The sequence below is a fragment of the Halobacillus amylolyticus genome (genome assembly GCF_022921115.1).
Lineage (GTDB): Bacteria > Bacillota > Bacilli > Bacillales > Halobacillaceae > Halobacillus_A > Halobacillus_A amylolyticus.
In genome coordinates, this window is the sequence record NZ_CP095075.1 from 335,045 (window position 1) to 352,075 (window position 17,031).

At 40.1% G+C, this 17,031-nt stretch carries 15 protein-coding genes and 6 tRNA genes; 18 read left to right on the forward strand and 3 right to left on the reverse strand.

From position 1 onward, the window contains the following. The first annotated feature begins 37 nt into the window (after positions 1–37). Positions 38–1,363, forward strand: a complete 1,326-nt coding sequence (locus MUO15_RS01765; RefSeq protein ID WP_245033010.1) for a DEAD/DEAH box helicase — start codon at positions 38–40, stop codon at positions 1,361–1,363. Positions 1,364–1,381: 18 nt separating this feature from the next. Then, a complete protein-coding gene (locus tag MUO15_RS01770; protein ID WP_245033012.1) occupies positions 1,382–2,275 on the forward strand; it encodes a deoxyribonuclease IV in 894 nt (297 codons plus the stop codon). Between the two features lie 30 nt (positions 2,276–2,305). Here MUO15_RS01770 and MUO15_RS01775 read toward each other — a convergent pair whose 3' ends face one another. Continuing rightward, positions 2,306–2,590, reverse strand: a complete 285-nt coding sequence (locus MUO15_RS01775) for a DUF2624 domain-containing protein (protein ID WP_245033014.1) — start codon at positions 2,588–2,590, stop codon at positions 2,306–2,308. Between the two features lie 144 nt (positions 2,591–2,734). Here MUO15_RS01775 and MUO15_RS01780 point away from each other — a divergent pair, with 144 nt between their 5' ends. Beyond that, on the forward strand, positions 2,735–3,445 hold the full coding sequence (locus MUO15_RS01780) for a lytic transglycosylase domain-containing protein (RefSeq protein WP_245033016.1): 711 nt from the start codon (positions 2,735–2,737) through the stop codon (positions 3,443–3,445). Positions 3,446–3,588: 143 nt separating this feature from the next. Next, positions 3,589–4,002: a DUF4190 domain-containing protein gene (locus tag MUO15_RS01785; RefSeq protein ID WP_245033018.1), complete on the forward strand. Its 414-nt coding sequence runs from the start codon at positions 3,589–3,591 to the stop codon at positions 4,000–4,002. A gap of 45 nt (positions 4,003–4,047) precedes the next feature. On the opposite strand, the gene ispG is transcribed toward MUO15_RS01785, so the two are convergent. Beyond that, complete coding sequence (ispG, locus tag MUO15_RS01790; protein WP_245035800.1) at positions 4,048–5,151, reverse strand: flavodoxin-dependent (E)-4-hydroxy-3-methylbut-2-enyl-diphosphate synthase; 1,104 nt, start codon at positions 5,149–5,151, stop codon at positions 4,048–4,050. A gap of 273 nt (positions 5,152–5,424) precedes the next feature. Here ispG and MUO15_RS01795 point away from each other — a divergent pair, with 273 nt between their 5' ends. Continuing rightward, positions 5,425–6,060: an NfeD family protein gene (locus MUO15_RS01795; RefSeq protein WP_245033020.1), complete on the forward strand. Its 636-nt coding sequence runs from the start codon at positions 5,425–5,427 to the stop codon at positions 6,058–6,060. A 37-nt stretch (positions 6,061–6,097) separates the two neighbouring features. Here the strand turns inward: MUO15_RS01795 and MUO15_RS01800 are convergent, their stop codons facing one another. After that, positions 6,098–6,598 (reverse strand): DUF1189 family protein, encoded by a 501-nt coding sequence (locus tag MUO15_RS01800; RefSeq protein ID WP_245033022.1) that lies wholly within the window; start codon positions 6,596–6,598, stop codon positions 6,098–6,100. A 224-nt stretch (positions 6,599–6,822) separates the two neighbouring features. On the opposite strand from MUO15_RS01800, the gene MUO15_RS01805 reads away from it, so the two are divergent. The 13 genes from MUO15_RS01805 to pstA all read left to right on the forward strand — a co-directional run bounded on the left by MUO15_RS01805 (position 6,823) and on the right by pstA (position 17,031). Continuing rightward, positions 6,823–8,460, forward strand: a complete 1,638-nt coding sequence (locus MUO15_RS01805) for a Na/Pi cotransporter family protein (protein WP_245033024.1) — start codon at positions 6,823–6,825, stop codon at positions 8,458–8,460. 205 nt (positions 8,461–8,665) lie between these two features. After that, positions 8,666–8,739 (forward strand) — tRNA-Met (locus MUO15_RS01810). A gap of 73 nt (positions 8,740–8,812) precedes the next feature. Then, positions 8,813–8,888: transfer RNA gene (locus MUO15_RS01815), tRNA-His, on the forward strand. 4 nt (positions 8,889–8,892) lie between these two features. Next, positions 8,893–8,969: transfer RNA gene (locus tag MUO15_RS01820), tRNA-Ile, on the forward strand. A gap of 10 nt (positions 8,970–8,979) precedes the next feature. Next, a tRNA-Ser gene (locus MUO15_RS01825) sits at positions 8,980–9,072 on the forward strand. 68 nt (positions 9,073–9,140) lie between these two features. Then, a tRNA-Met gene (locus tag MUO15_RS01830) sits at positions 9,141–9,217 on the forward strand. A 195-nt stretch (positions 9,218–9,412) separates the two neighbouring features. Continuing rightward, positions 9,413–9,488 (forward strand) — tRNA-Phe (locus MUO15_RS01835). A 305-nt stretch (positions 9,489–9,793) separates the two neighbouring features. After that, positions 9,794–10,408 (forward strand): superoxide dismutase, encoded by a 615-nt coding sequence (locus MUO15_RS01840; RefSeq protein WP_245033026.1) that lies wholly within the window; start codon positions 9,794–9,796, stop codon positions 10,406–10,408. Positions 10,409–10,512: 104 nt separating this feature from the next. After that, positions 10,513–11,748 carry an MFS transporter gene (locus MUO15_RS01845; protein WP_245033028.1) on the forward strand — a complete coding sequence of 412 codons (1,236 nt, stop codon included), beginning with the start codon at positions 10,513–10,515 and terminating at the stop codon, positions 11,746–11,748. Between the two features lie 92 nt (positions 11,749–11,840). Continuing rightward, entirely contained in the window at positions 11,841–13,976 is a 2,136-nt protein-coding gene (locus tag MUO15_RS01850) for a peptidoglycan D,D-transpeptidase FtsI family protein (RefSeq protein WP_245033030.1), read from the forward strand. Between the two features lie 161 nt (positions 13,977–14,137). Further along, complete coding sequence (locus MUO15_RS01855; protein WP_245033032.1) at positions 14,138–15,133, forward strand: PstS family phosphate ABC transporter substrate-binding protein; 996 nt, start codon at positions 14,138–14,140, stop codon at positions 15,131–15,133. Positions 15,134–15,205: 72 nt separating this feature from the next. Then, entirely contained in the window at positions 15,206–16,153 is a 948-nt protein-coding gene (gene pstC / locus MUO15_RS01860; RefSeq protein ID WP_245033035.1) for a phosphate ABC transporter permease subunit PstC, read from the forward strand. After that, a complete protein-coding gene (gene pstA / locus MUO15_RS01865; protein WP_245033037.1) occupies positions 16,153–17,031 on the forward strand; it encodes a phosphate ABC transporter permease PstA in 879 nt (292 codons plus the stop codon). The genes pstC and pstA overlap by 1 nt, the downstream gene beginning before the upstream one ends.

The following is a 17,031-nucleotide window of genomic DNA, read 5'->3' on the forward strand; positions in this document are numbered from 1 at the left end:
TAGAGGATGGAACAATTTACTTTAAAGGAGTACGGAAATGCGTAATCATTCGTTTAAACAATACGCAATTAATAAAAGCGTAGACCAAATTATAAATCAGTTAAGTTTTTTTGAGCCGACACCTATACAACAGGAAGTAATCCCGGCAGCCTTACGGGGGGAAAGCCTTATAGGACAATCTCATACAGGTTCAGGTAAAACACATGCTTATTTACTTCCACTGTTCAATCAGTTGAATGAGGAAGACAATCATGTGCAATTTGTTGTAACAGCACCTACCAGGGAACTGGCCATGCAAATTTACGAAGAAGTAAAAAAAGCAATTCAGTATGCCGACAAAAATGAAATATGGAAAGCAAAACTTGTGATCGGTGGAACCGACAAGCAAAAAATGATCGACAAATTGTCATCGAATCCTCCGCATATTGTCGTGGGGACGCCAGGGCGAATTTTAGATATGGTCAAAGAAGAAGCATTGGATTTGCACCATGCGAATGCCTTCGTACTTGATGAAGCGGACCTCATGGTTGATTTAGGTTTTATAGAGGACGTGGACCAAATTCTTGTCCGTATGGATGAGGACGTCCAAACCCTTGTCTTCTCTGCAACAATTCCAGAGCGGCTGCAGCCGTTTTTGAAAAAGTATCTAACAAACCCTACCCATATTCAGATCCAAGATGATAAGCCCTCACCGGAGTCAATGGAGCATCGTTTAGTTGCTTTACGCCACAAGAATCCTGCTGATGTAATTATAAACATTACAAAAGGTATTCAACCGTATTTAGCGATTATTTTTACGAATGGGAAAGAACAGGCGAATGAGTTAGCAAGTGATTTACTGGACCGGGGACTTGAAACTGGACTTCTTCATGGAGGACTCTCCCCTAGGGAGCGGAAGCGTATGCTTAAGGAACTTCAAAGCCTTAAGTACCAATATATTGTAGCAACTGATCTAGCTTCTCGTGGGATAGATATTCAGGGAGTCAGTCATGTTATTAACGCACGTATGCCTAAGGAAGAGGAATTCTATATCCACCGTGTTGGGCGTACAGCAAGGGCTGGCCTTGAAGGAACAGCGATCAACCTTTATACAGAAGAAGACCTTCCATTGATTGAAAAGTTAGAAAAACGCGGGCTTACTTTCACCTATTATGAAGTGAAAAACGGGGAGTGGAAAGAAGCTAAATCTTATAAAGAACGGCAGACGCGTACACGAAAAGAATCGGATATGGAAAAGCAAGCGAAACAAATGGTTAGAAAGCCTAAAAAAGTGAAGCCGGGTTATAAAAAGAAAATGAAGCGAAAAGCTGATCAAAATTTAAAAAAGATCAAACGAAACAGCTATCGCGGTAAGCAAAAGTAGCTTTAGGAGGGGAATAATATGGTTAAGATTGGTTCACACGTTTCGATGAAAGGAAAGAAAATGCTGCTAGGTGCAAGTGAGGAAGCAGCGTCATATGGTGCTTCTACATTTATGATTTATACCGGTGCACCACAAAACACGAGGAGACGCCCAATCGAGGAAATGAATATTGAAGCTGGAACTGAACATATGGAGGCCAATGGCATCCATGACATTGTTGTACATGCACCCTATATTATAAATATCGGCAACACAACAAAGCCTGAGACGTTTCAGCTTGGCGTTGATTTTTTAAGAAATGAAATTGAACGTACCGAAGCCTTAGGGGCAAGACAGATCGTACTTCATCCTGGATCACATGTGGGACAAGGTGCTGACAAAGGGATCCCTAAAATTATAGAAGGATTAAATGAAGTTCTTCATAAAGATCAAAAGGTGCAAATAGCCCTTGAGACGATGGCTGGAAAAGGCTCAGAGTGTGGCCGCAGTTTCGAGGAACTCGCTGAAATTATTGATGGTGTGACGTTAAACGAGAAACTTTCCGTTTGTATGGACACCTGCCATATTCACGATGCCGGCTACAATGTCATAAAAGACTTTGATGGTGTGCTTGATGAATTTGAACGTATAGTCGGTGTTGATCGTATAAAAGTTGTTCACGTCAATGATAGTAAAAATATTCAAGGTGCACAAAAGGACCGCCATGAGAACATTGGGTTTGGTCACATTGGCTTTGAGGCTCTTCACTATGTTGTTCATCATCCTAGCTTTAAAGATATTCCAAAGATACTGGAAACACCTTACGTAGGCGAAGATAAGAAAAACAAACAGCCTCCTTATCGTTTCGAAATTGGTATGCTTAAAGAAGGGAGCTATGACGAGTCTTTAAAAGAAAAAATTATGGAGCAGTAAGACTAGGGAGAGTGCAGTGCACTCTCCTTTTTATTGCAACCAATGTTCAACACCATGTTCTTTAGCAAGTTTAATCAACAATTGATTAACGGACCTGGCCGTATCGTTTGATGTAATTGCTGCTAAATTATTCAGCATTCGCTTTCTTCCCTTAGGATCGAATGGGTTCTCATTACTTTTCTTAAGGGCAGAAACAATTTGTTTAGCCTCTCCTCTTGTTATTTTAATCTTATATTTTTGACTATAATGAAGAAGATCGTCTACGGTTAATTGCTTTAGTTTTTGGGCGATGATCTGTTGAGCCACATGTTTCATTTATAATTACTCCCCCGTTTCTTTACTCCATACAACTTATGAATGAAGCACGGAATTGTTCACAAGACAGTATATTTTTTTAAAATGCTTTAAATAAGGCAGAAAAGGGTATATATACTGGTGAACTAAGAGGAGTGTGTAAAAATGAAGGGATTGGTAATATTTGTCCAAGTGGGAATATCAATTATATTAGTTGTAGGAACCTACTTGATCATGAATCATTATAAAGAACAGGAGACCTCAGCCATTGCTGAAAAAAATAAACGCTTAAATGAGAAAATTGAGCGGCTTCAGGCGAAAAGTGACTACTTGCTGACAGAAACAGGAGTTAGAAAGAAAACACAAGAGTTTAAAAAATGGCCGAATCATGCCAAACTGGCTAATATTTTCTATGAAGACAGTGATCAGAAGTTCAAAAAGTCATGGGCTCTTTATTTAATTAAACAGTCAGCGCAGTATGGAGTCGATCCTTACGTTGCTTATGAGTTGTTAAAGGTGGAAACAGGAGGAACGTTCGATCCTAAACTTGTTGGACCTGAAACGGAATATGGGAGAGCTTATGGCATGGCTCAATTTATGAAAAATACTGCACCTTGGATTGCTGAGATGGCAGGTCTTCCTTATAAGGATGAACTTCTGTTTGACCCGTACTATTCCATGCAATTGTCAGTTGTTTACTTAGATTATTTGCATAATAAATATGATAATTGGGATAAAGCGCTTACGGCCTACCACCGTGGTGTTGGCGGATTAAAGGATTATATTGATAAAAATGGACATGCTGAAAGTTGGTATGCGAAGGAAATCCAATCAAAGGCAGAAGCATATGAAACAATAGCTTTAGTAAACAAATGACGAGGGCCTTCACGTCGACTGACGTGAAGGTTTTTTTGAAAGTTAAAAAGTGCTTTTCTTCATTCCCATCAACTTCCTTCTATAAAAGTGAGTTCATATCACATACTAATCATGATTCTCCAATAGAAAGTGAGGGTGATCTCATGAATGAACCCAAGGAACCAGTAGAGAATCGTAATACAGAGGAAACTCCAGAACAGCATGAGGAGTTAGAACAAGTTCAAGAACCAAAAGAAACTTCTAACGAACCCGTTTATGGGGACAGTTATGAGGAAGAATTTGCTGAAGAGGCAATGCCGATGAACCAGACAATGAGGTCTGAGGAACAAGAAACGACGATGCAAGGTGAAGTAAACACTGCTATGGCGTGGATAGGCTTATCTGCCGCTATATTATCTTTCTTCTTTGCCCCCCTTTTATTAGGGATTGTCGGGATCGTTTTCGGTATCATTGGCAAACGCCAAAATGCAAATACACTTGGAAATATGGCGATCATCATTAGTGCTGTATCCATTTTATTCTCCGTGTTTTTCGCAACGGCAGGTAATTTAGTTTAGCAAAAAAGGTGGACCCTCGAGTGGTCCACCTTTTTTGCTTGGATTTTAAACTTTTTGCTTTTCTTTTTCTAGACGTTCTTTCTCATAGTGTTCTTCAGCAAGCTTATCGACTTCTTTTTTAAGCTCTTCTACCATAATGTCTTCCGGAACTTTACGGATGATTTCCCCATGGCGGAACAGGAGCCCCTCACCTCGTGCGCCAGCAATACCAATATCAGCTTCACGGGCTTCACCAGGGCCGTTTACTGCACAGCCGAGAACAGCCACTTTGATTGGTGCTTTGATGGTTTGGATATATTCCTCTACTTCATTTGCAATAGCAATCAAATCAATTTCGATTCGCCCACATGTTGGGCAAGAGATAAGTGTTGCAGCATTTGAAGCCAAACCATAAGATTTAAGGAGTTCGCGGGCAACTTTCACCTCTTCAACCGGGTCAGCACTCAAGCTGATTCTTAGTGTGCTGCCAATCCCTTTACTAAGAATCGCGCCAAGTCCTGCGGCACTTTTCACGGTTCCCGCAAACAGTGTACCTGACTCAGTAATTCCTAAGTGCAATGGATAAGAAATCGCTTCTGCTGCTTTTTCGTATGCTTCAATAGCGAGCTTAACGTCTGAAGCCTTAAGGGATACAATAATATCGTGAAAATCTAGATCTTCAAGAATTTTAATATGGTGCAGTGCACTTTCTACCATGCCATCTGCTGTCGGGTAGCCGTATTTTTCTAGGATATGTCGTTCTAGCGAGCCGGCGTTAACTCCAATACGGATCGGAACCCCTTTAGCTTTAGCTGCTTTTACAACTGCTTCGACTTTTTCACGTTTACCGATATTTCCTGGGTTAATACGGATTTTATCGGCTCCACCCTCAATCGCCTTGAGTGCTTTCTTGTAATCAAAGTGGATATCAACTACAAGAGGAATATTTATACGTTTTTTAATTTCTGGAATGGCATCTGCCGCGCGGTCATCCGGGCATGCGACTCGGACAACCTGGCAGCCTGCTTCTTCCAGTCGTTTTATTTCTGCAACAGTTGCTTCAACGTCGTGTGTTTTAGTAGTTGTCATGGACTGAATCACAACTTGGTCTGCTCCACCAATTGTAAGATCTCCCACTTTTACAGGCCGAGTATCTTTTCTGTGAGTTATTGCCATATAGAATCGCTCCTTTATATGTGAAACAAGGTTTTACTACATTACCATCCCTAATTATAAGGGGTATTCTTATAAATGAGAAGTCATGCCTTTTGAATAGTCACAATTTAATGTGAAGATAGTGTAAATGATCTGTATCTTAAACAACTTAGAAGATTATATCACGGTATTTGTTTATTATAAAATCATAACTGTTAAATTGAAACGTTTTTTAACATAATTCGTACATATAGTATCTTAAGGTTATGGGAAAGGGTGTGAGCATAAATGGATTTATTATCCTTTGACTGGATCGTTTTATTTATGACGTTATTTGGAACGATGTTTTTAGTCGGAGAATTGTTAGTAAACATGCGTGGTTTATTGGGGATACTAGGTTTAGGTTTTATTACAGTTTACTTTTCCTCTTACTTATCTTTAAATATGTTTGTCATTATGATGATTATCTATTTAATTGGGTTAGCCCTTATTATAATTGATGGAAAAGTTGTAAATGACGGAACACTTGCGACAATTGGCGCTGCAGCCATGATTGTTGCTGTAGGCTTTAGTGCGCCAAACTGGGTGGCTGGTTTATACAGTGTGATAGGTGTTTTACTTGGAGGAGCGAGTTCTTTGGTGTTCCTTAAAGTGTTTAAGCGCAGGGAGATGTGGACGAAAATTACGCTTGTAGATCAACTCACCTCTGAAATGGGATATAATTCGATGAAAGAGTCGTATGCCGGTTTAGTTGGACAGACAGGAAAAGCCTCAACAGATATGAGACCTTCTGGAACGATCCAGATCGAAGAGGAAGAGTATAGTGCAGTATCAAACGGAAAATGGATCTATAAAAACGAATCAGTAAAAATAATTTCTGTCGATGGAACAAAAGTGTTAGTTAAAAAGATTGAAGAAAACTAATGACCCAAAAACCCCTTTGCTTTTTATGGCAAGGGGGTTATTTAGGGAGTTTAGGGAGATAGCTAAGAGCGTATAGAACATAAAAGCATGAAATGAGAAAATACAGACAGATAAGAAGAGGGCTTGACACAATAAAGGATTCCACGCATACAAGCACTAAGGTAGGTGCTGTTATGGCGAATGCTGATATATTCCATAATTGCTTATAATCAGCACGCATCCTTCGATAATGTGTGTATGGAACAGCTAACCCAGCAAGAGCGGATACAAGCAGGAATAAACTGAGAGCAATGAAAAAATAAATAAATGGCAGAAAGATAACGACAAAAATTCCACTTGAAATACCATGGCTAATCGTATCGTTAAGTGAATCCTGGGTTGTTAAATATGTATAGACAGAACTTATTAACACAGGAATAAGGACAATTAGACTTAAATAAAACAAATAGCTGATTGCTTTTCCAACAGGCTGTACACGAAAAGCAGCAAGCATCTTAAAATGGTAGAAGCTTTTTAATAGTTGTTTTGTTTTGCTCATGATTGGAAATCCCCTTTATTTTAACGTCTCTATAGTAAGTGACAACACCCGTATAAGCAAGTGAAACCACAAAAGTTTAAGTGAAGATTAAATCGAATGTAAATTTAATGTTAAGTTTTGCGGATTTCCTTTACAAATGAAAATAAGATCAGCAATAATGAGAAAGGCATTAAAAAAAAGATAAAAAAATGTAAAATAATTGGATGAGAAAGGGTGGAGAGAAATTGGATATCGATGTTCAAAAGATGATATTTGAATTCATTGGTGGTCTAGGGATATTCCTTTTTGGTTTGAAATATATGGGGGACGGGCTGCAAAAAGTTGCAGGAGAACGTCTGCGTGAGCTGTTGGACCGTTTCACCAGCAACCCTTTTATGGGCGTAGTAGCTGGTGCTGTAGTAACTGCCTTGGTCCAAAGTAGTTCGACAACTACTGTATTAACAGTTGGACTTGTTAATGCTGGATTTATGACATTCCGTCAAGCGATTGGTGTCATCATGGGGGCTAACATTGGAACAACGATGACGGCGTTTATTATTGGTATTGATATCAAAGCATATGGTTTGCCTATCTTAGCTATTGGTGCACTATTATTATTCTTCTTTAAAAACAAGCGTGTTACGTATATCGGACAAACTATCTTTGGACTTGGAGCCCTTTTCTTTGGTCTAGAGACTATGAGCGGTGGAATGAAACCACTTCGTTCATTAGAAGCGTTTCAAGAGTTAACAGTAAGCATGAGTAACAACCCGATTTTAGGTGTTGTCATTGGTACGTTATTTACCGTAATTGTACAAAGTTCCAGTGCAACAATTGGTATTCTTCAGGAGCTCTTTGGTTCCGGGTTAGTGAGGCTGGACGCAGCTTTACCAGTGCTTTTCGGTGATAACATTGGAACGACTATTACTGCTGTTCTAGCTGCCATTGGTGCAAGTGTTGGAGCAAAGCGTGCTGCATTTGTACATGTCATCTTTAATGTCGTCGGTGCAACAATATTCTTACTTTTGCTAGTACCTTTCACAGCTTATGTCGAATGGCTGCGGGGAGCATTAAGTTTAGAGCCGGAAATGACGATTGCTTTTGCTCATGGGTCCTTTAACATTGCTAATACGCTTATCCAATTTCCTTTCATTGCTGTATTAGCATGGATTGTGACTCGCCTTATTCCTGGAGAGGATTCTGTGATTGAATTCAAACCGCAGCATCTTGATCCAATCTTTATTGAACAGTCTCCAGCCCTTGCGTTGGACCAGGCAAAAGAGGAAGTTATCCGCATGGGTGAATATGCCTATAAGGGATTAGAAGAAACGAGCTTATACCTGAACAATAAACAAAAGAAGCATTCTGAAATGGCCTTGCAAATTGAAGAGGCATTGAATAACTTAGATAGAAAAATCACGGACTATTTAGTTGATCTTTCACAAGCTTCGTTAACAGACGAAGAAAGTCATAAGCACTCTGCATTGATGGATTCTGTAAGGGATATAGAACGTATAGGGGATCATTTTGAGAACATTATTGAACTGATTGACTATAAAAATTCAAATAAAATTGATTTAACTGAACAAGCTCGAAAAGACATGAATGAAATGTTTAATCTGACTCTAATGACAGTTAAGCAATCTATGAATGCTCTTGAACTCATGGATAGGGAAGAAGCGCTATCTGTCGTACAAAAAGAGAACGAACTTGACCGAATGGAGCGCAGTTACCGTAAGAAGCATATTATCCGTATGAATGAAGGTGTATGTTCAGGACAAGCTGGTATCGTATTTGTGGACATGTTGAGCAATCTTGAACGAATCGGTGATCATGCGGTAAACATTGCAGAAGAAGTACTTGGTGAAAAAGAAAGCCTATAAATAAAGTAAGACAGGAGGGCGTGTGTATACACCGTCCTCCTGTTAATATAAGAAATTTAAAAAAAGTATTGAAAGCAGAACTAGGCCATGCTATATTATTTTTGTCGCTGCAATAAATCTTACATAAATTTTTGTTGACAGATTGTTTGTGGTCATGCTATATTAATATGCGTCGCTTCATTAGAAATGGTTAGCGACAACTTATGGCGGTGTAGCTCAGCTGGCTAGAGCGTACGGTTCATACCCGTGAGGTCGGGGGTTCGATCCCCTCCGCCGCTACTATTTAATGCTGAATAGACTTGCCTGAACACGGGTAAGATCAGCTACATATATTAGATTCATTCCAATCATGGCGGTTGTGGCGAAGTGGTTAACGCACCGGATTGTGGTTCCGGCATTCGTGGGTTCGATTCCCATCAGCCGCCCCATGTTGGACCCTTAGCTCAGCTGGTTAGAGCTATCGGCTCATAACCGATCGGTCGCAGGTTCGAGTCCTGCAGGGTCCACCATTCTATTCGCGGAGGAGTACCCAAGTTCGGCTGAAGGGATCGGTCTTGAAAACCGACAGGGGCTTCACGGCCCGCGGGGGTTCGAATCCCTCCTCCTCCGCCATATTTTATTAAGGTGAGAAGCAGTTTTACAAAAATTATGAAAAACTGATAAAAGGTTTTTCACATTACCGCGGGGTAGAGCAGTCTGGTAGCTCGTCGGGCTCATAACCCGGAGGTCACAGGTTCAAATCCTGTCCCCGCAACCAAATAAATTTCATTACATATGATGGTTCGGTAGCTCAGTCAGTAGCTGTATTTCTCCCTGAGCAGTCTTCTTCGCAGGCTTTGCGAGGGGGCGTAGGCTTCACCGAATTTACATGAAACGAGACGAGCAGATAACTTCCTTAAATCTGGTTCGAAGCAAACCCAGGAGCGAGAATCTAATCGAATACCTTTATGATGGCTCGGTAGCTCAGTCGGTAGAGCAACGGACTGAAAATCCGTGTGTCGGCGGTTCGATTCCGTCCCGAGCCACCACTTTTATTTTCGAACAAGCGTATAGGCTTGTCTTTTTTATGACCAAAATCACCATAGTGACCTTTAACTCTGAATTTGATTTTATCCAAGGACTAAATTTCTTACCATATAACCTCATTAGACGTAATTATGGGGTTATTATTTTATTTTTTAGGTTTTGAATAGAAATTCACGGGGAAAGCATAATATCGAAAGCAAATTTTGTTATGCATAAGATTTGCAAGTAAAAAGTCCGTTTGGTAATGTACAGTAGAGAGGTTCAATTGGAGCTGATCATGTACATATTATAAAAAGGAGGAGTTAACATGGCTAAATTTGAACTACCAGAATTACCTTACGCTTATGATGCATTGGAACCAACAATCGACAAGGAGACAATGAACATCCACCATACGAAGCACCATAACACTTATGTGACTAAGCTAAATGCTGCACTTGAGGGAAATACGGATCTTCAAGAAAAATCATTAGATGAGCTTTTAGCAAATAACCTGTCAGCAGTACCAGAAGACATTCGCACTGCTGTTCGTCGCAACGGTGGTGGCCATGCAAACCATAGTCTTTTCTGGACGATTCTTTCACCGAATGGCGGTGGCGAACCAACTGGTGAAGTTGCTACAAAAATCAATGACACATTTGGTGGATTTGATCAGTTTAAAGAGAAGTTTGAAGCAACAGCAAAAGGTCGCTTCGGTTCAGGCTGGGCTTGGCTTGTAGTAAACAATGGCAACCTTGAAGTCATTGATACACTTAACCAGGATTCTCCAATCATGGAAGGTAAAACTCCAATCCTTGGTCTTGATGTTTGGGAGCACGCATACTACCTGAATTATCAAAACCGCCGTCCTGATTATGTTGCAGCTTTCTGGAACGTAGTCAATTGGGATGAAGTAGCTAAGCGTTACGACGCTGCTAAATAAGATTATATACAAGAGCAGCACGGTTAATTACCGTGCTGCTCTTTTTGTATATCTGAATGCGTTCTGCCAACACTAAGAACAGAATGTAAAGGAGATATACAACTATGATGAGAATGCTCAGAGTGTGGCTCAACCAAGAGAATATATCGAGAGATCTACTCCTCTTATTGCTAATCGGTGGTTTGTATTCTCTAGGTATATTTTTATCAAGTACGTTTGTGAATATTTATTTATGGAAACAATCCAACAGCTATTCAGAAATTGCTTTATATAATTTGTGCATATACATTATGCAGCCGTTGACGTTCATTTTGGCTGGAAAGTGGACGAAACGGATAGACCGTGTAATTGTTTTGAGAGCGGGAGTGACCGTACTCTCTATTTTTTTTCTTATGGTATTAATAATCGGTGAGCGGGCAGCTTCCTTTAACTTGTTACTTGGATCAATCCTTGGTATTGGCTATGGTTTTTATTGGCTTGCGTTCAATGTGTTAACATTCGAAATTACGGAGCCTGAAACAAGGGATTTCTTTAATGGGTTTTTAGGGATACTTCAATCCTTTGGCGGAATGACAGGTCCACTTTTTGCAGGATTTGTTATTTCAAGATTGAATAATTTTACTGGATACACGGTTATTTTTACAATTTCGTTTGCTCTGTTCATTATTGCCGTTGCTGTAAGTTTTGGGCTATCAAGGCGGAAGGCGAAAGGAAACTTTTCATTTCGGAGAATTATGGATGAGAGAAAACGTAATAAAAATTGGAATCGAATTTTGCAGGCTCATGTTTCCCAGGGCTTTAGAGAAGGCTCATTCCTGTTCGCTGTGTCGATATGGATTTTCATTTTGACAAAAAGTGAGTTTTCACTTGGCTTGTATAATTTAGTATATTCAGGTTTTTCCTTCCTTTTTTTCTTTTTAGTGAGTAAGTGGCTAAGACCGAGATATAGAAAAAAGGCGATTTTCTGGGCGGGGCTGGCGCTGACCCTATCTGTGGTGCTGTTAATAGTATCGGATAGCATCGGATTCCTATTTTTGTATGCTGCCATTGCAGGACTCTTTTTCCCACTCTTCTATGTGCCTTACGTTTCTTTAACGTATGATGTGATTGGGAAGTCGTGGAATGCAGGCGAAATGCGTATCGAATACATTGTTGTTAGGGAGATTTTTCTTGATTGCGGTCGTGTTCTTTCTATCTTGTTTTTCTTGCTTGCGATTATGTTTATCCCGCCTGAAATAGGGATTCCTTACATCTTGTTAATCGTAGGAGCGGGTCATTTTGTAGTGTATTTTCTAATTAAGGATATTGATTTGAAAAAAATGAAAATCGTACAAGAATGAAACTTTTTCTTCTTAGCTTCGTCTATTCTCATACAGCCATAAATGATATACTAGAATGTGGTAACTATGTAAGGTAGGGAGAGGAAAAATCTATGGGGAAGAAGAAAAAGAAAAAATCACATGTACCTTTCCGTTTAAATATCATCTTTTTTGTTGTATTCCTGCTATTTGCGGCACTTATTTTGCAGTTAGGAGTCGTTCAAATTTTAACAGGTGAAGCGGCACAGGATAAAGTGAATCGTACAGAGAATACAACGACCACGATACCTGTTCCTAGAGGTGAAATGTATGATCGACATGGCCGACTAATCGTTAATAATGAACCACTTTATTCGATTACATATACACCACCTAAGGGAGTACAGTCCAAAGATAAACTGGAACTTGCGAAAAAATTAGCAAAGTATATTGATATGGATTTTGAAAATGTACTTACTACACGTGATTTAAAAGAATATTTTTTCCTTGAAAATGAAGAAGATATTCGAAAGCGTGTAACGGAAGAAGAAGCCAAAGGGCTGGATAATGGAGAAGTGTATCAGCTTCAGTTGGACAGTATTACAGAGGAAGAAATCAATTCGTATGATGATCAAACAAAGGAAATTATAGCGATTAAGAAGGAATTAGATAAAGCTTATGCCTTAGCACCGCATGTCATTAAAAATGAGGATATTTCTCAGAAAGAATATTCGACCGTTGCTGAGCACTTATCTGAGCTTCCAGGCATTAATGTGACTTCTGATTGGGAAAGAGAATACCCGTTCGGCACCACATTTAAGAATTACGTAGGGGACATTACCACTCGAGAGCAAGGAGTGCCGCGTGAGGAACTTGAGTACTACATGTCACTTGACTATAGCCGTAATGACCGAGTTGGTACAAGTGGTCTTGAGCAGCAATATGAAGAAGTATTGCGCGGAACGAAAGAGAAAGTGCAATATACGACAGACAGCAGTAACAATATTATTGATTCTAAAGTAATCAGACAGGGTTCCCGAGGGAAGGATCTTGTGTTAACACTAGACATGGAGCTTCAGCGTAAAGTCGATAACATTGTAAAAGAAGAACTGGTTTCAGCTGTTCAGCAAGCCCCTTACGAGAATCGTTTTTTAGAAAATGCGATTGTTGTCATGTCTGACCCTATGACAGGTGAAGTCCTTGCAATCTCTGGCCAGCACTATAATCATGACCGTGAGTCCGGGGAAGAACTAGTATCTGATTGGTCTCACACAGCTGTTTATAATGCCTATGCTCCCGGTTCTACAGTTAAAGGAGCGACCGTGCTAACCGGTTTTAATGAAGGGGTGATTACACCATCTACCACCGTTAATGACCGGCCTATTAAAATCAAGGATACACCAGAGAAAAGTTCTTACGCTTCGCTTGGACCGGTGAACTATCTAACGGCATTAAAAGAGTCCTCAAACGTCTATATGTTCTTCATTGCCATTTGGATGGGTGGAGGTCATTATGAGAGACAGGAGCCATTAGGTTTGGCGAGCGATACATTTCAACGCTTCTTGTATAACTTCCAGCAATTTGGTCTCGGTGTTGAAACGGGGATTGACTTGCCATTTGAAGCAACAGGGTTCAAAGGTGAAAACCCTGCCTCAGGTAACCTTCTTGACTTTGCGATTGGTCAGTATAGTACGTACACCGCTATGCAGCTTAACCAATACGTCTCAACAATTGCAAATGGCGGTCAAAGATTAAAGCCAAGGCTGGTAAGTGAAATACACAACCCAAGCCGTGTAGGTGAGGGGTTAGGAGACATTTATAAAGATTATGACCCTAAAGTGTTAAATACACTTGAAATGAGTGAAGAAAATATTGAACGTGTCCAAAGAGGATTTCGAGAAGTTTTCACAGGTCCCTTACCGGGATCACCGGCCGGGACAGCCTATAGCCATTTTAGAAATGTAGACTACATGCCAGCAGGTAAATCAGGAACAGCAGAAACAGCCAAATATATTCCGATTAACGGAGGGGAAGATACAAAAGTGATCGATACAGAAAACTTATCCCTTGTCGGTTATGCCCCATACAATGATCCGGAAGTTGCCTTTTCTGTTATGGTTCCATATGTGGGTAATGAAGCTAATACTCCGATCAACTATAAAATTGGCCGGAGAATTATGGATGCTTACTTCGAGTTAAAAGAGCAACGTGCAGAGGAAGGAATCGACAAGAACCTTCTCTCTGATGAGGAGAAGCAGGAAGAAGGGTGATGCACACTAGTGCATTGCTCTTTTTTTTATACAAAATTCCTTTGTTATTTACAAAACCTTTACGTTCATTTTATATCAACTTAACTTTCTATCATTAGTATACAAATTGAGAGTTGGCCGAGCTAACTCCGTATCATTTTAGAATTATAGGGGGAGAAAAAATGAAAAGCTTTAAGAATGCAGCATTGTTATTAGCTTTTATCCTAGTAGTTGGAGTGCTCTCAGCATGTGGATCGGAAGAGAATGCAAATGGTGAAAGTAGTGATGGTGGTTCCGACAGTGAATCAACCGAAAGTGTATCAGGTCCGATTACTATCGATGGTTCTTCAACCGTCTTTCCTATTATGGAAGCATTGACTTATCAATATCAAAAAGAACACCCAGAGACGGAGCCAACGGTGAACAGTTCAGGGTCTGGTGGTGGATTCAAGAAATCTACTCGTGGTGAAATTGACCTAAGTAATGCTTCTCGTGAAATTAAACCAGAAGAACAAGCGATCGCTGAGGAGAATGGTGTTAGACTTGAACCGCTTGAAATAGCAAAGGATGGTATCTCTATAGTAGTCAGTCAAAAAAATGACTTTGTAGAAAACCTAACGATTGACCAACTAAAACAAATTTTTCTAGAGTCTTCAGATGCTACGAAGTGGTCAGATATTAATCCTGAATGGCCTGATGAAACGATTAAAATCTTCAGCCCTGGTCATGATTCCGGTACATTTGATTACTTTAATGAAGTTATTCTTGAAGAACAGCCATTAAAAGAAGGGGAAAACACAACCCTCTCTGAAGATGACAACGTACTTGTCCGCGGAATTTCTAATGACCCCTATGCAATTGGATTTTTCGGTTATGCCTATTATGCGGAGAACAAAGACAAACTTAAAGTGCTAGGCGTTGACAATGGTGAAGGTGAACCTGTAAAGCCTACAGATGAAACCATTCAGAGTGGTACCTACACACCACTGTCTCGTCCACTTTACACTTACGTGAATGTTGAATCCTTAAAACAGAAACCACAGGTTCTTGATTTTGTGAAATTCACGCTTGAAAATGCAGGTGAAGCAGCACAACAAGTAGGTTATGTTGCTCTTCCAGAGGAGAAGTATCAGGAGCAGCTAGAAAAAGTGAAGCAATGGGCTTCTGAAGAAAAATAGAGAAAAAAACTTAACATGGTGAGGTGAGGCGACTCCGTCTCACCTTCCCTCATGGATGAGAGGAGTTTACACATGGACAAACTTTTACGGTCTGAGGGAACAGAGTTTAATGTCCAACAGTTAATAGAAGAAAAAAAGCAGAAGAAAGGTATTGCAAAGAGACTTGAAAAGGTCATACCTGTCTTTTTATTTTTATGTGCAAGTGTGAGTGTGTTAACAACGGTTGGTATTCTATTTACACTGTTGAGAGAATCAATAGGATTTTTTTCAGAGGTAAATATTTTTCAATTCTATACAAGTACAAATTGGTCACCATGGACGGGTGAGTTCGGTGTAGCGCCATTAATTGGAGGAACACTACTCATTACACTTATTGCTACATTAGTGGCTGTACCTTTAGGTCTTATGGCTGCCATTTTCTTGAGTGAGTATGCAAGTGACCGTGTTAGGAGAATTATAAAACCTGTTTTAGAAATTTTAGCAGGGATCCCAACGGTTGTATATGGATTCTTTGCTCTTACATTTGTTACGCCGATTCTTCAGTCGTTCATTCCTGATTTAGGTATTTTTAATGCACTTAGTGCAGGGCTGGTTGTTGGAGTAATGATTATTCCAATGGTTGCATCCCTTTCTGAAGATGCGATGAACTCTGTACCAAACAGTCTTCGTGAAGGTGCCTATGGACTTGGGGCTACGAGGCTTGAAGTAGTTATGAAGGTTGTACTTCCAGCAGCACTTTCCGGCATTGTTGCTTCCATTGTATTAGCGATCTCTCGTGCAATTGGAGAAACAATGATTGTGACGATTGCAGCAGGTGCGACACCAAATCTTACGTTAGATCCTACACAGTCGATCCAATCGATGACAGCCTTTATTGTTCAAGCAGCAACAGGGGACACGACATTTGGATCTACGATATATTACAGTCTATATGCTGTAGGGATAACATTGTTTGTTTTCACATTACTAATGAATCTGTTATCTCAGTATATTTCACGTAAGTTTAGGGAGGAATATTAATGCTTGGGCGCAATGAAGAAGCAATGGAGCGACAAGTAAAAGGAAGAGTATGGCTTAATAAACTCATGATGGCTGTCTTTTTTACGGCTACCATGATCGGTTTAATCTTTCTCGGCTTGTTAATTTACCGTGTATTGACTCAAGGAATTGGCTATTTAAGTTGGGATTATATTACAAGTTTTCCTGCGCCTTATCCAGAAGAAGCAGGAATTTGGGCTGGATTAATTGGTTCGATTATGTTGATGGTCATTATAGCAGTGTTTGCAGTGACGATTGGTGTATGTACGGCAATTTATCTAGAGGAATATGCTCCCAATAATAAACTCACTGAGTTTATCCGTATAAACATTCAGAATTTAGCTGGTGTGCCTTCTATCGTATTCGGTTTGTTAGGTTTAACTTTCTTTGTTTATATGTTTGGCATCGGCTATCGCTTGTTAGCAGGAGGGTTGACGATGGCATTGCTAGTCTTACCTGTGATTGTCGTCGCTGCCCAAGAATCAATCCGTTCGGTGCCGAATGAATTAAGAGAGGCGTCCCTTGGTATGGGAGCATCAAAATGGCAAACCATCGCACGAATTATTCTTCCAGCTGCACTTCCTGGAATGCTTACAGGTACAATTATCGCTCTTTCAAGAGCAATTGGAGAAACAGCGCCATTGATTATCGTTGGTGCAGCTACAGCTATTTATACACTGCCAGATTCCTTACTTTCGAAGTACACAGTTATGCCGATTCAAATCTATAACTGGACAGGCCGACCTCAGGAAGAGTGGCAGCACGTAGCAGCTGCAGGAATTGTCGTATTGCTTATTGTGTTATTGATGATGAATGCCATTGCAGTGGGCATTAGAAATAAATTTCAAAAACGTCTATAA